The sequence below is a fragment of the Mesorhizobium sp. B2-4-12 genome (assembly GCF_006441575.1).
Classification (GTDB): domain Bacteria; phylum Pseudomonadota; class Alphaproteobacteria; order Rhizobiales; family Rhizobiaceae; genus Mesorhizobium.
On sequence record NZ_VFVC01000004.1, the window covers coordinates 55,752 to 69,432 of the forward strand.

7 protein-coding genes are annotated in these 13,681 nt (G+C 64.2%); 4 read left to right on the plus strand and 3 right to left on the minus strand.

Going from position 1 to position 13,681, the window contains the following annotated elements:
* Nucleotides 1–20 precede the first annotated feature (20 nt).
* The 4 genes from FJ934_RS03865 to FJ934_RS03880 all read left to right on the plus strand — a co-directional run bounded on the left by FJ934_RS03865 (nt 21) and on the right by FJ934_RS03880 (nt 8,304).
* A complete protein-coding gene (locus FJ934_RS03865; RefSeq protein ID WP_140607456.1) occupies nt 21–3,002 on the plus strand; it encodes a sarcosine oxidase subunit alpha in 2,982 nt (993 codons plus the stop codon).
* The gene (locus tag FJ934_RS03870; RefSeq protein WP_140607336.1) at nt 2,995–3,609 is read left to right on the plus strand and encodes a sarcosine oxidase subunit gamma; all 615 of its coding nucleotides are present in this window, start codon (nt 2,995–2,997) and stop codon (nt 3,607–3,609) included. The genes FJ934_RS03865 and FJ934_RS03870 overlap by 8 nt, the downstream gene beginning before the upstream one ends.
* Nucleotides 3,610–3,970: 361 nt before the next feature.
* Nucleotides 3,971–6,340 (plus strand): aminomethyltransferase family protein, encoded by a 2,370-nt coding sequence (locus FJ934_RS03875; protein WP_140607337.1) that lies wholly within the window; start codon nt 3,971–3,973, stop codon nt 6,338–6,340.
* A 254-nt stretch (nt 6,341–6,594) separates the two neighbouring features.
* Nucleotides 6,595–8,304 carry an APC family permease gene (locus FJ934_RS03880; RefSeq protein WP_140607338.1) on the plus strand — a complete coding sequence of 570 codons (1,710 nt, stop codon included), beginning with the start codon at nt 6,595–6,597 and terminating at the stop codon, nt 8,302–8,304.
* 129 nt (nt 8,305–8,433) lie between these two features.
* Here the strand turns inward: FJ934_RS03880 and FJ934_RS03885 are convergent, their stop codons facing one another.
* The 3 genes from FJ934_RS03885 to FJ934_RS03895 form a co-directional block, all read right to left on the minus strand.
* Nucleotides 8,434–11,574 carry an efflux RND transporter permease subunit gene (locus tag FJ934_RS03885; protein ID WP_140607339.1) on the minus strand — a complete coding sequence of 1,047 codons (3,141 nt, stop codon included), beginning with the start codon at nt 11,572–11,574 and terminating at the stop codon, nt 8,434–8,436.
* Nucleotides 11,575–11,820: 246 nt separating this feature from the next.
* Entirely contained in the window at nt 11,821–12,963 is a 1,143-nt protein-coding gene (locus FJ934_RS03890; RefSeq protein ID WP_140607340.1) for an efflux RND transporter periplasmic adaptor subunit, read from the minus strand.
* 54 nt (nt 12,964–13,017) lie between these two features.
* Entirely contained in the window at nt 13,018–13,626 is a 609-nt protein-coding gene (locus tag FJ934_RS03895; protein WP_140607341.1) for a TetR family transcriptional regulator, read from the minus strand.
* Nucleotides 13,627–13,681: the final 55 nt, after the last annotated feature.

Here is a 13,681-nt window from a genome sequence, read left to right on the forward strand (position 1 = left end):
TTGCGTGAGGGCCGGGCATGGTGAGTTCCAGCCAATCCCATCGCCTCACATCGGGCGGTCTCATCGACCGCTCGGCAGCGCTTAACTTCCGCTTCGACGGCAAGACTTTCTCCGGCTACCGGGGCGATACTCTCGCCTCGGCGTTGATAGCCAACGGCGTCAAGCTGGTCGGTCGCTCGTTCAAATACCACCGCCCGCGCGGCATCCTGACCGCGGGTTCCGAAGAGCCCAACGCGCTGGTCGAATTGCGCACCGGCGCAAGGCGCGAGCCGAACACCAAGGCCACGACCGCCGAACTCTATGAAGGGCTCGAGGCCGCCAGCCAGAACCGCTGGCCGTCGCTGCGTTTCGATGTCATGTCGGTCAACCAGTTGTTCGCGCCGATCTTCGTCGCCGGCTTCTACTATAAGACCTTCATGTGGCCGGCGAAGTTCTGGGAGGCGGTCTACGAGCCGGCGATCCGCCGCGCCGCCGGCCTCGGCCGTGCCGCGGGTATCGCCGATCCGGACCACTACGACAAAGCCTGGGCGCATTGCGACGTGGTGATCGCCGGCTCCGGTCCAACGGGCCTCGCGGCGGCGCTTGCTGCTGGGCGCACGGGTGCGCGCGTCATCCTGTGCGAAGAGGATTTCGCGCTCGGCGGCCGCCTGCTCTCGGATGGGGGCACGATCGACGGACTGCCGGCGGCAGAGTGGCTGTCGCGAACGCTGGCTGAACTCGCAACGATGCCCGATGTCCGCATCATGACCCGCACGACGCTGTTCGGTGTCTATGACGGCGGCACCTATGGCGCCATCGAACGGGTCAACGACCATCTCCCCTCACCGCCCGAGCATCAGGTGCGCCAGCGGCTGTGGCGGATCGTGGCCAAGCGCTGTGTGGTCGCGGCCGGCGCCATCGAACGGCCGATCGTCTTTGCCGGCAACGACACGCCAGGCGTAATGATGGCCTCCGCGATGCGCAGCTATGTTGCGCGCTTCGCGGCGACGCCTGCAAAACGGGTCGCGCTGTTCACCAACAATGAGGACGGCTGGCGCACGGTCGAGACCGCCCTCGGCGCGGGATTGCAAATCGCGGCGGTGATCGACGCACGGCCTGACGTGTCCCCGGCCCATCGTTCGCTGGCAGCCAAGGGCGGATTCCCGGTGCTGCACGGCTCCGTCAGCGGTGTCGACGGCGGCAAGGACGGCGTCCGCAAAGTCGCGGTCTCCCTCACCGGCGGTGCGCGCGCCGAGGTCGAGGCCGACGGTCTCGCCGTTTCCGGTGGCTGGAACCCCGCTGTCGGGTTGACCTCCTATCATCGAGGCCGGCCGAAATGGCGCGAAGACATCGCCGCCTTCGTGCCCGACGGCGCTCCTCCCGGCGTGGTCGCCGCTGGCGCCGCCACCGGTTCCTTCGGCCTTGGCGCCTGCTTGCGCGAAGGGTTTGCAGCGGGCACTGCCGCGGCGCACGATGCTGGACGCGGCGGCGGTTCCGGCTCGATGCCGGTCGCCGACGACGAAGCTTTTTCGCTGACCCCGCTCTGGCATGTCGCCGGCAAGGGCAAGGCCTTCGTCGACCAGCAGCATGATGTCACCGCCTCCGACATTGAGCTTGCGCAGCGCGAGGGCTTTGAATCGGTCGAGCACCTGAAACGCTACACCACGCTGGGCATGGCGACCGACCAGGGCAAGACCTCGAATGTCGCCGGCCTCGCCATCATGGCGGCGGTGAGCGGCCGCTCCATTCCCGAAACCGGCACGACGATCTACCGGCCGCCTTACGTGCCGGTCGCCATCGGAGCCTTTGCCGGCCATCACCGCGACGAGACCTTCCATGCGACGCGGCTGACGCCGTCGCATCACTGGGCGGCCGAACAGGGCGCGGTCTTCGTCGACACCGGCCTATGGAAGCGCGCGCAATGGTATCCGCGCGCCGGCGAGAAAGACTGGCTGGAATCGGTGACCCGAGAAGTCAAGGCGGTGCGCTCAGGCGTCGGCTTCTGCGATGTCTCGACGCTCGGCAAGATCGACGTGCATGGCCCGGATGCCGGCGCCTTCCTCGACCGAGTCTATATCAATACCTTCTCCAATCTCGCGGTCGGCAAGGCACGCTACGGACTAATGCTGCGCGAGGATGGTCTGGTCCATGACGACGGCACGACCTCGCGGCTGGCCGAGGACCATTATTTCCTGACCACCACCACCGCCAAGGCCGGGCTGGTGATGCAGCATCTGGAATTCTGCCGGCAGGTGCTGTTCCCCGAACTCGACGTGCAGTTGACCTCGGTCTCCGATCAGTGGGCGCAATTCTCCATTGCCGGACCCAAGACCCGCGACCTGCTGAAGGAGATCGTCGATCCGGCCGAGGATCTCTCCAATGAGGGCTTCCCGTTCATGGGCGCGCGCGAAGTGGCGTTGCGCGGCGGCATCAAGGCGCGACTGTTCCGCATCTCCTTCTCCGGCGAGATGGCGTTCGAGATTTCCGTGCCGGCGCGCTACGGCGAAGCCATGGCGCGCAATCTGATGCTGGCCGGCAAGCCTTTCGGCGTGACGCCTTACGGCACCGAGGCGCTCGGCGTGATGCGGATCGAGAAAGGCCATGTCGCCGGACCCGAGCTTAGCGGCACGACGACGGCCGCCGACCTCGGCCTCGGCAAGATGATGTCGACCAAGAAGGATTTCATCGGCCGCGTCATGGCCGGCCGCGAGGCGCTGGTCGCGCCGGACCGGCAGGTCGTGGTCGGCGTCAAGCCGACCGACAAGGCGAGCCGGCTGCGCTCAGGCGCGCACATCATCCCGAAGGGCCAGACACCTGGACCCGGCAACGATCAGGGCTATGTCACCTCGGTCTGCTTCTCGCCGACATCAGACCAGTGGATCGGGCTCGCACTCGTCGAGCGCGGCCGTGAGCGCATCGGCGAGATCGTGCACGCGCATGATCCATTGCGCGGCGAGGATTATGATGTCGAACTCTGCAATCCCGTCTTCTACGACCCGGATGGAGGGCGCCAGCGTGGCTGAGTTTTCCTGGGAGGTCCGCAGCCCTCTCGAACGCGCGCTCGTCGCTGGACCGTACGGCGCACACGGCGATGCCGGTGTGTCGCTGACCGAGATTCGTAATTTCGACCTCGTCCAGGTGATGGCGCGGCGCGGCAAGGCGGCCGAAATGGCGACAGCCGCCAACGGCTATTTCGGTGTCGCCGCTCCAGAAACGCCCAAGGCAGTGCGGACGGCGGATGCCACGCTGATCTGGTCGGGACCGGACCAGTTTTTCGTCCTGTCGAAGGGAGGGATGGGCGCGCTGACGCCGGCGTTTTCCGGCGCCGCCTCGCTGTCGGACCAGTCGCATGCGCGGGTGCTGATCAGCATTTCCGGTGCCAAGGCGCGCATGATGCTGGCCAAGCTGTCGTCGATCGATCTGCACGCCGAGGCGTTCCCGATCGGTGCGGCCGCCGCGACCTCGATGGATCACACCAGCGTCACGCTGTGGCGCGGTAATGATCGGACTGATGGCCAGGCGGTGTTCAACGTTCTGGTGTTCGCGACATTTGCCGAGAGCCTGTGGCACACGATGCTCGACTCGGTTGCCGAGTATGGAATCGAGATTGGGCATTCGGAGGAATTTTAGCTCGACAATTGTAGATTTTGGCGCCGCTGTAGATCTTGGCGCCGCCCCTCATTGCCCTGCCGGGCATTTCTCCCCCGGGGAGAAAGAAGCTGACCCCACGCCGGCGCCGTTTTTTGCAACGTTGGAGATGGGCGAAACCGCCAATGAAAGCGTCCTTCGCCCCGTTTACGGGGAGAAGATGGCGGCAGCCAGATGAGGGGCAGCGCCGACGCCCGGGAATAGAGCGGGCCGGCGAAATTCGACCTGAACTACGCTCCCAAAAAAGCCACCTCCGCCTTGCCAAACTCAACCTCGCTGCTATTCTCCCTGCTAAAATAATTTCACGCACAGGCAAACTTGGTGCTCGAACCGCAAGGCTGAAATGAGCCAGTCGCCTTACCCCACCGTCGCAGCCGGACCGCCCAGGCCGAGCCTCATCCTGCGGCCCGGCCAAATCGCGCTGCCGCCAGGCATGGAGCGCTATACGATCCAGGGCAATGGCGCGGTGCTGATCGACGTCGAGGCCGGCGATACGATCACGGTGCGCAATGTCGAAGGCGGCCAGGCTTGCGAGCTACTGGCGTGGGATCAGAGCGGCGTCACCGACCCAGGAATTCTTGGCGAGAAGTCGAACAGCAACGCCGCCGGCATCAAGGCGTTGCTGGCGGCAGGCGACGACAGTCTCGCCTCCGTGCGCCGTGGGCTCGAGCGCCGGCAAGTGCAAGTCGACCAACCCAAGGCGGTGCGCATCTTCGGCGGCTCGACGCCTGCCGGTACGGAACAGGCGTTTGCCGTCGCCCGCGACGGCGCGATGCTGATCGCCGCGCCCGGCGGGCCGATGCTGGTCGATGGCCACGACACCGCGACACCGCTCACCGTCATCGTGCGGCGCGCCACGGTCCACCTGAAGACAAAATCCCAGCTTGCCGATCCGCTCGCCGATCCGGTGCTCGACCTGCGCGTCCACTCGGCAACAGCCGAATCCTACTTCGTCAAGGCCGGCGACTATCTGCAGATCATCGATGTCGACGGGCGCCAATGCACCGACTTTCAATGCTTCTCCGCGCGCAAGCTGGACAAGGGTCTCGACCATCCGCTCGATGTGACGACGACACGCACGCTGATGGGGTCGAGCTATCCGATGCCTGGCCTGCATTCGAAATACTACGACCAGGACATGGGGCCGCTGGTCGAGGTTATTCAGGACACATGCGGCCGGCACGATGCGTTCGCGCTTGCCTGTGCTGCCAAATATTACGACGACATCGGCTATCCCGGCCACACCAACTGCTCGGAGAATTTCAACCGCGCGCTCTCCGACAAGGGCGTCGATCCCCGCGCCGGCTGGATGGCGATCAACTTCTTCTTCAACACGGCCATCGATGCGCATGGCGTCATGGTTTCCGACGAGCCGTGGTCGCGCGCCGGCGATTATGTGCTGCTGCGCGCGCTGACCGACATCGTCTGCGTGTCCTCGGCCTGCCCCGACGACACGACGCCGGCCAATGGCTGGGATCTGACTGACATCCATGTGCGGACCTATTCCGGCCAGCACAAATTCTCGCGAGCGATCGCCAGACGCATGACGCCCGACTCGGAACCGAAAATGACCCGCGAGACAGCCTTTCATTCGAGCTTTGCCAAGCACACCCGCGACTTTGTCGAGTACCGGGGCTACTGGTTGGCCAATTCCTTCGCCAAGGAGGGACCGATCGCCGAATACTGGGCCTGCCGTCAGGACGCGGTGATCATGGACCTGTCGCCGCTGCGCAAGTTCGAGGTCACCGGTCCGGATTCCGAAGCGCTGTTGCAATACACGCTGACCCGAGACGTCAAGAAGCTTGGCGTCGGCCAAGTCGTCTACTCCGCCATGTGCTACGAGCATGGCGGCATGATCGACGACGGCACGCTGCTCAGGCTCGGCAAGGACAATTTCCGCTGGGTCGGCGGCGACGATCTGTCCGGCGAATGGCTGCGCGACACGGCGAAAAAGCTCGGGCTCAACGTGCTGGTGCGCTCCTCCACCGACCAGATGCACAATGTCGCAGTACAGGGTCCGAAGAGCCGCGACATTCTCAAGCAGGTGATATGGACGTCGCCGCTGCAGCCGTCGATCGAAGAGTTGGAGTGGTTCCGCTTCGCGGTGGCACGTATCGGCGGCGGCAATGGCATTCCGGTCGTCGTATCGCGCACCGGCTATACCGGCGAACTCGGCTACGAGATCTGGTGCCATCCGCGCGACGCCGAAAAAGTGTTCGATGCGATCTGGGAAGCCGGCCAGCCGCACGGACTGAAGCCGATGGGGTTGCAGGCGCTGGACATGGTGCGTATCGAGGCCGGGCTCATCTTTGCCGGTTACGAATTCTCCGACCAGACCGACCCGTTCGAGGCCGGCATCGGCTTCACCGTGCCGTTGAAGACCAAGACCGACGACTTCATCGGCCGCGAGGCGCTGATCCGCCGCAAGGAGAACCCACAAAACAAACTGGTGGGGCTCGACATCGACAGCAATGTCGCTGTCGGCCACGGCGATTGCGTCCATGTCGGCCGAGCTCAGATCGGCGTTGTAACCTCGGGCATGCGCTCGCCGGTGCTGAACAAGAACATCGCGTTGGCGAGGCTGGACGTCACACACGCGGCCGTCGGCACGGAGGTCGAAATCGGCAAGCTCGACGGCCATGCCAAGCGGCTACCCGCGCGGGTGGTCGCCTTCGCCCATTACGATCCGCAGAAGACCAAACCACGCTCCTGAGCGCTGCGCTCCGACACATGGATTTGGCTTGCCGGTGATGCCCGCAAGCCGCATTGCGGGCTGCGCTCGCAAGCGTGATGTGCACGACGTGACAAATCGCTTGACGTGAAAGCGCGCCGGGTCAATCTTCACTCTTAAGAAAAAAATACGACTGAGTGGAAACACCGGGATCGTACCGATCATTGGCCGGGGAGCAAGCTTCGCAAAGCCGAAGCATCGCCGGCGGGGAACATCAAAAAGGGGAATTCACCGACATGAGCACGATAAGCACTGCCCTGGAGCAGCCTGCCGAAAGCAAGCTGCTCAGGCATATCGACTGGCGCGGCGCCTTCTGGGTGGCGAGCGGCGTTCCGGCGCTGGTCCTATTCTCGATCGGCGGCATTGCCGGCACGACGGGAAAGCTTGCCTTCCTGATCTGGACGGTGTCCATGATCATGGGTTTCCTCCAGTCCTTCACCTATGCCGAGATCGCTGGCCTGTTCCCCAACAAGTCGGGCGGCGCCTCGATCTACGGCGCGACGGCCTGGCTGCGCTACTCCAAGTTCATCGCGCCGCTCTCGGTGTGGTGCAACTGGTTCGCCTGGTCGCCGGTGCTGTCGCTCGGCTGCTCGATCGCCGCCGCCTATATCCTCAACGCGCTGGCGCCGGTGCCGATCTTCACCGAGACATCGGCGGAAGTCGTGGCCTATATCGCCGCGCACGCCGGAACCGCTCCGGCCGACGCCATCACGGCGGTCACCGCAGCCGCAACGCCGGCGATCCGCAACTGGACGCTTTTCAGCCACACGCTGGGTCCGGTTTCCTTCACCTTCAACGCCACCTTCTTCATCGGCGCCGTGCTGATGCTGATCATCTTCTCGATCCAGCATCGCGGTATTCTCGGCACGGCCAGCGTGCAGAAGTATATCGGGCTGCTCGTCATCGTCCCGATGCTGATCGTCGGCGTCGTGCCGATCTTCACGGGACAGATCGACTGGGCGAATTTCTCGCCGCTGGTTCCGCTCGCGGCCGCCTACGCGCCCGAGCCCGGCTACTGGAACATCGCCGGCTGGACGCTGGCACTTGGCGGTATGTTCATCGCCGCATGGTCGACCTACGGTTTCGAGACCGCCGTCTGCTATACTTCGGAGTTCAAGAACCCCGGCACCGACACCTTCAAGGCCATCTTCTATTCCGGCCTGCTCTGCATGCTTTTGTTCATCCTGGTGCCCTTCACCTTCCAGGGCGTGCTCGGCCTGAACGGCATGCTGGCGACGCCGATCGTCGACGGCTCCGGCGTGGCGGATGCGCTGGCCGGCATGGTCGGCGGCGGCCAGCTTATCCATAGCCTGCTGGTGATGCTGATGATCCTGGCGCTGGTGCTGTGCATCATGACGGCGATGGCCGGATCTTCGCGCACGCTCTACCAGGGCTCGGTCGACGGTTGGCTGCCGCGCTACCTCAGCCATGTCAACGAGCACGGCGCGCCGACCCGCGCCATGTGGACCGACCTCTGCTTCAACCTGATCGTGCTGGCCATCGCCTCGGCCGACGCGACGAGTTTCTTCTTCATCCTCGCCGTGTCGAATTGCGGCTACATCATCTTCAACTTCCTCAACCTCAACGCCGGCTGGATCCATCGCATCGACAACGGCCATATCGCGCGCCCCTGGAAGGCGCCGACCTGGCTTCTGGGGATCGGGGCGATCTTCGCCTACGTCAACGCGATCTTCATGGGCGCGGGTGCCAAGGTCTGGAATCCCCTGGCGCTATGGGCCGGGCTGATCACCGCCGCGCTGATCATCCCGGTGTTCTGCTTCCGCCATTACATCCAGGACAAAGGCAAGTTCCCCGATCACATGCTGGCGGACCTCGGCATGGCGGGAGCCGACCTCTCGGTCAAAAAGGCGGGCATGCTGCCCTATCTGACCCTGGTCGCCGGCGTGGCGGTGATGCTCATCGCCAATTGGGTGTTCGTCATCTGACCAACGCAATAGGCCGGGCGCCTGTCGGTGTCCGGCCCACATCTTCCATCGATCCAATCCATCCCTGCGAAAGCCGGGATGGATGGAAGCGAACGTGCCAGCCGGACCGCACGGCCCGGCCGGTGCGATTTATTCGGCGGCCAGTGCCAGTCGCGGCCTTTCGGCAGGCAACTCGGAGTCGGACGCCTGTTCATCGGTCTTGGCCTTCTTCGGCTCGCGGCCGAAGAACAGCGCGTAGCCGGCTGGCAGCACCAGGATGGTGAGCACGGTGGCGACGAGAATGCCGCCCATCATGGCGTAGGCCAGCGGCCCCCAGAACACGGCGCGCGAGATCGGGATCAGCGCCAGCACCGCCGTCATCGCCGTCAGCACGATCGGCCGGAAGCGGCGAACCGCCGAGCCGATGATGGCCTCGGAACGGTCCATGCCGGTAGCGATGTCCTGATCGATTTGGTCGACCAGGATGATCGAGTTGCGCATGATGATGCCGAGCAGCGCGATGACGCCGAGGATGGCGACGAAGCCGAACGGCGCGCCGCTGATCAACAGCGCGGCGGCAGCGCCGATGATGCCGAGCGGACCGGTCGCCAGCACCAGCATCGCCTTGCCGAAATTCTGCAGCTGGATCATCAGGAGAACAACGATGATGGCCAGCATGACCGGTGCCTTGGCGGCGATGGAAGCCTGGCTTTCGGCCGAATCCTCGGCGCCGCCCTGAATCTCGATCTTGTAACCAGGCGCCAGCCCGTCGCGCAGGCCCTGCATGTCCTTGTACATCTTGGCCACGACATCGTTGGACTGCACGCCGTCGGGCAGCGTGGCACGCACGCTGATGGTCGGCAGGCGGTCGCGGCGCCACTCGATGCCTTGCTCCAGCACCGGCACGACCTTGGCCACCTGCGACAGCGGTACGAAGCCGCCGAAATCGGTCGGGATATAGACCGAATCGACAGAGGAAAGGAGACTGCGGCTGGCATCCGGTTCGCGGGCGACGATCGAGACCGTCTCCTCGCCGTTGCGGAAGTCGTCGAGCGGCGCGCCGGACATCGTTGCCTGCAGCATCTGGCGGATGCGCTGCGAGGTGACGCCGAGCGCACGGGCACGATCCTGGTCGATGACCAGCTTCATCGCCGGAACGGGTTCGAGCCAATCGTCATGGACCGCGCCAAGCAGCGGATCCTCGCGGAACTTCGCCTTCACCTGGTCGGCGATGCGGCGCACCTCCTGGCGATCCGGACCCATGACGCGCATCTGCATCGGCCATCCGGTCGGCGGTCCGAGGAACAGGCGGTCGACCTTGGCGCGGATCGACGGGAAATCCTCCGCGAGCACGCGGCGCAGCTTGATGACCAGCCGCTCGCGCGCCGGTTCGTCATTGGCCATCACCAGCATCTGGGCAAAGTTGGGATTGCGCAGCTGCTGATCGAGCGGCAGGAAGAAGCGCGGCGCGCCCTCGCCGATATAGGTCGCGATGAAGCGCTTGTCCTTGTCATCCATCATCTTGGTTTCGAGCGCCTTGGCTTGCGCCTCGACCTCCTTGATCGAGGTGCCTTCCGGCAGCCAGAGATCGACGAGAATCTCCGGCCGCGAAGATTGCGGGAAGAAATTCTGCGGGATGAACTGGAACGCCCACAGACTGGTGCCGAAAGTCACCAGCGTCATGACCAGCACGATGATGCGATGGCGCACGGCCCAACCGACCGTAGCGCGCAGCCGGCGATAGAAGCGCGTGTCGAAGACATCATGATGGCTGCCGGCATGCTTGCGCTGCTTCAGGATCATGTTGCCCAGCCATGGCGTGAAATAGATCGCGACGAACCATGACACAATCAGCGCGATGCCGACGACATAGAACAGGGTACGCACATACTCACCTGCGGTCGAGGCGGCGAAGCCGACGGGGATGAAGCCGGCGGTGGTGATCAGCGTACCGGTCAGCATCGGGAAGGCGGTCGAGGTATAGGCGAAGCTCGCCGCCTCGATCTTGACCAGCCCCTCCTCCAGCTTGCGTTCCATCATCTCGACGACGATCATGGCGTCGTCGACGAGCAGGCCGAGCGCGATGATCAGCGCGCCCAGAGAAATGCGCTGCAGGTCGATGCCAAGCTCGTACATGATGGCGAAGGTGGCGGCCAGAACCAGCGGAATGGCAATGGCGATGACCAGACCGGAGCGCCAGCCGATCGACAGGAACGAGACGACGAGCACGATCAGCAGCGCTTCGCCGAGCGCGTGCATGAACTCGCTGACGGCATCCCTGACGACCTCGGGCTGATCGGAAATCTGGTCGACAGAGACGCCATAAGGCAGCGCCGCCTCGAAGCGCTTGTAGGTCGCCTCGACATCCTTGCCGACATCGGTGACCTTGAAGCCCTTCGCCATCACCACGCCAAGCTGCACGCTGTCGTGGCCGTTGAAGCGGTATTTGCGCTGGAAGGGATCTTCGAGCCCTGACGTCACAGTGGCGATATCGCCGAGCCGGGTGACCTGACCACCGGCGCGCAGGCGCAATTCCCTGATGTCGGCGGCCTTGGTGACGTCGCCTTCGACGGAGATGCGTACCGAATTGACGCCGGTGTCCACGGAGCCGGCCGGATCGACATTGTTCTGGCCCTTGATCGCGTTCTGGAGGTCAGTCAGCGTCAGGCCGCGTTCGGCGAGCGCCTTGGATGAGACGTCGATATAGAGTTTTTCCGGCTGATCGCCGATGATCACCGCCTTCTCGACGCCGGGCGTCGTCAGAAGCATGTCGCGCGCCTGGATGGCGAATTTCTTGAGCTCGGGATAGGAGAAGCCGTCGCCGCTGATCGAATGCAGCGTGATGAAGGTGTCGCCGAACTCGTCGTTGAAATAGGGGCCGAGCAGGCCCTGCGGCAGGTCGCCTGCAATGTCGCCGATCTTTTTGCGCACCTGGTAGAAGGCGTCCGTCACCTCGGCGGCATTGGTGTCGCCCTTGATCTGCACCGTGATGATGGCGCTGCCGGCGCGGGTGAAGGAGCGCACGAAGTCGAGATGCGGGGTCTCCTGCAGCTTGCGCTCGATCTTGTTGACGACCTGGTCCTCCATCTCGTGGATCGATGAGCCCGGCCAGATCGCCTGCACGACCATGACCCGGAAGGTGAAGTCGGGGTCCTCCTTCTGGCCCATGCGCATCAGGCCGAGCGCGCCGGCGATGATGATAAGGCCGAACAGGAACCGCGCGATGGAGGGATGGCCGATGGCCCAGCGCGAAAGGTTGAATGGCCGCTTTTCTTCAGTGGAGGTCGTCATCGGTGCTGATCCACTTTGCTTGTTTGCCGGCGCCTGATGCTTCGACGAAGCGCGGCGCGCGAAACGAAATCATCTGCGTTCGATACTGGCTTCCGGGCGGCGCGACTCTTCGAGCGGAGAGACACTCATCGCGGTGGGACGCGAGGATCGATGCGGGGGGTACATCGGCCTTGACGTCTCGACCTTCGGGGCGTGCGCCGCCCGGAAACCTGCGGCCGCGGGAACGCGCGGCCGATCTGTCTGCCGTCAGCGCAGCCGGCTGGCGTCATCACTCTCGGCGGAGGCGGATTGCTGCGCCATGGCGCCGGCGAGCTTCACCTTCAGATTCTCGGTCATGAACTGCGTGCCGGCGGCGACCACGATATCGCCAGGCTTCAACCCTTCGGCGACACGCACGCCGCCGGCGGCGAACTCGGCGACCTTGACCGGACGGGCATGGACGGTGTCGGCGCCACGGTCGACGGTCCAGACGATCGACTGGCTATCCTTCTGCGCCAGCGCGCTCAGCGGGATCGACACGAGCTGCTTCTCGTTGGCCGCCGACGCCTCGATATTGGCGGTCATGCCGAGCAGCACGCGCGGGTCGTTAGGCAGGCTGACGCGGACGGCAAAGGTGCGCGACTGCGGATCGGCGCTGCCGGCAACCTCGCGGACTTTGCCGTCGAGCGCCAGTGCACTGTCGGACCAGAAGCCGGCCCTGACGATCTTGCCCGGCTTGAACTCGGCGATTTCCATTTCCGGCACCGCGATCAGCACTTCCTTTTCGCCGTCGACCGCGACCGTGACCACCGGCGTGCCGGAGCCGACCACCTGGCCGACATCTGCGTTGACCGCAGTGACGATGCCGTCCCTGTCGGCCTTGAGATCGGTATAGCCGACCTGGTTCTTGGCCTGGTCAAGCGACGAGCGGGCGGAGTCGCGCGTGGCGACGGCCTGGTCATAGGTCAGCGTCGCCTGTTCAAGCTGCGATTTCGGGGCAAAATTCTTGGCAAAGAGCTGTTCGGCCCGCTTGCGCGCAAGCTCGACGGTCTCGACCTGCCGCTCGGCGGCATCGAGGGCGGCTTGCGCACTCTTGACCGAAAGGTCGTAATCGGAGGGATCGATGCGGGCGAGCACGTCGCCGGGCGCCACACGCTGCCCAATGTCGACAAGGCGCTCCGTGATCTTGCCGTTGACGCGGAAAGCCAGGGCGCTTTCGGTGCGAGCCCGCACCGACCCCGAATAAGACAACGTGCGGATGTCATGCGCCTGGGCGATCTCGACGACCTTGACCGGGCGGATGATATCCTTGACTTCGGTTTTCTCCTGGCTGCAGCCGGCAAGCCCGAGCGCCGCGACAATCAAGCCGGCGACCGGCAATTTGCGGAGGATGGAATTGGACAAAGACACCTTGGCACTCCCGAACTGGAGATGAACTGTCGACCGGCGCCCGGCGGGCGGCGGCTATTTCTTCAGGGCCTTGATCGCGTAATCGATAAGGTCGTCCGGCATCGCGCGGTTGGTCTTGGCGAGGCACTGCGCCACCATCTGCGGATGGCATAGGATGACGGTGGCGGCCCCGAAGCAGCGTGACGCGATCACCGGATCCTGCTCGGCGAACTCACCGGCCTCGATGCCCTCGCGGATCACTTCCGCGAAAAGGTCGTGGATGCTGTCAATATGCTTGTCGATGACGCCCCAATCGCGTTCGAGGGCGACGATGACCATCTCATGGACCTTATGGTCGTCGAGCATCACCTCCATCGTCATCTTGTACTGCGCGTGCACGTAGCGCCGCAGCCGCTCCTCGGCGCTGATCGGCAGGCGTGAAATCTCGTACGCCATCTTGTAGCTGGCACCGAGCATGCGGCCGCAGACGGCCTGGTGGATCTCGACCTTGGAGGCAAAGAAACGATAGATGTTGGCGGGCGACATGCCGAGCTCGCGGGCGATGTCGGCAACATTGGTCTTGCCATAGCCGTAGTGGCGGAACAGGCGCTCGGCGCAATCGAGAATACGGGTGACATTCTCCTGTCTGGCGGCATCGGCCACGATGTTGGCAGCTTCGGACATCTTCGCTTTCGATTTATTAGTGACGAATTTCAATTTTCATCAGTCGTAAATCGAA

Excerpts from the sequence above, each read along its gene's own strand:
- FJ934_RS03885 (WP_140607339.1), bottom strand. The coding sequence starts at position 11,574 with ATGACGACCTCCACTGAAGAAAAGCGGCCATTCAACCTTTCGCGCTGG.
- FJ934_RS03895 (WP_140607341.1), bottom strand. The coding sequence starts at position 13,626 with ATGTCCGAAGCTGCCAACATCGTGGCCGATGCCGCCAGACAGGAGAAT.
- FJ934_RS03875 (WP_140607337.1), top strand. The coding sequence starts at position 3,971 with ATGAGCCAGTCGCCTTACCCCACCGTCGCAGCCGGACCGCCCAGGCCG.
- FJ934_RS03880 (WP_140607338.1), top strand. The coding sequence starts at position 6,595 with ATGAGCACGATAAGCACTGCCCTGGAGCAGCCTGCCGAAAGCAAGCTG.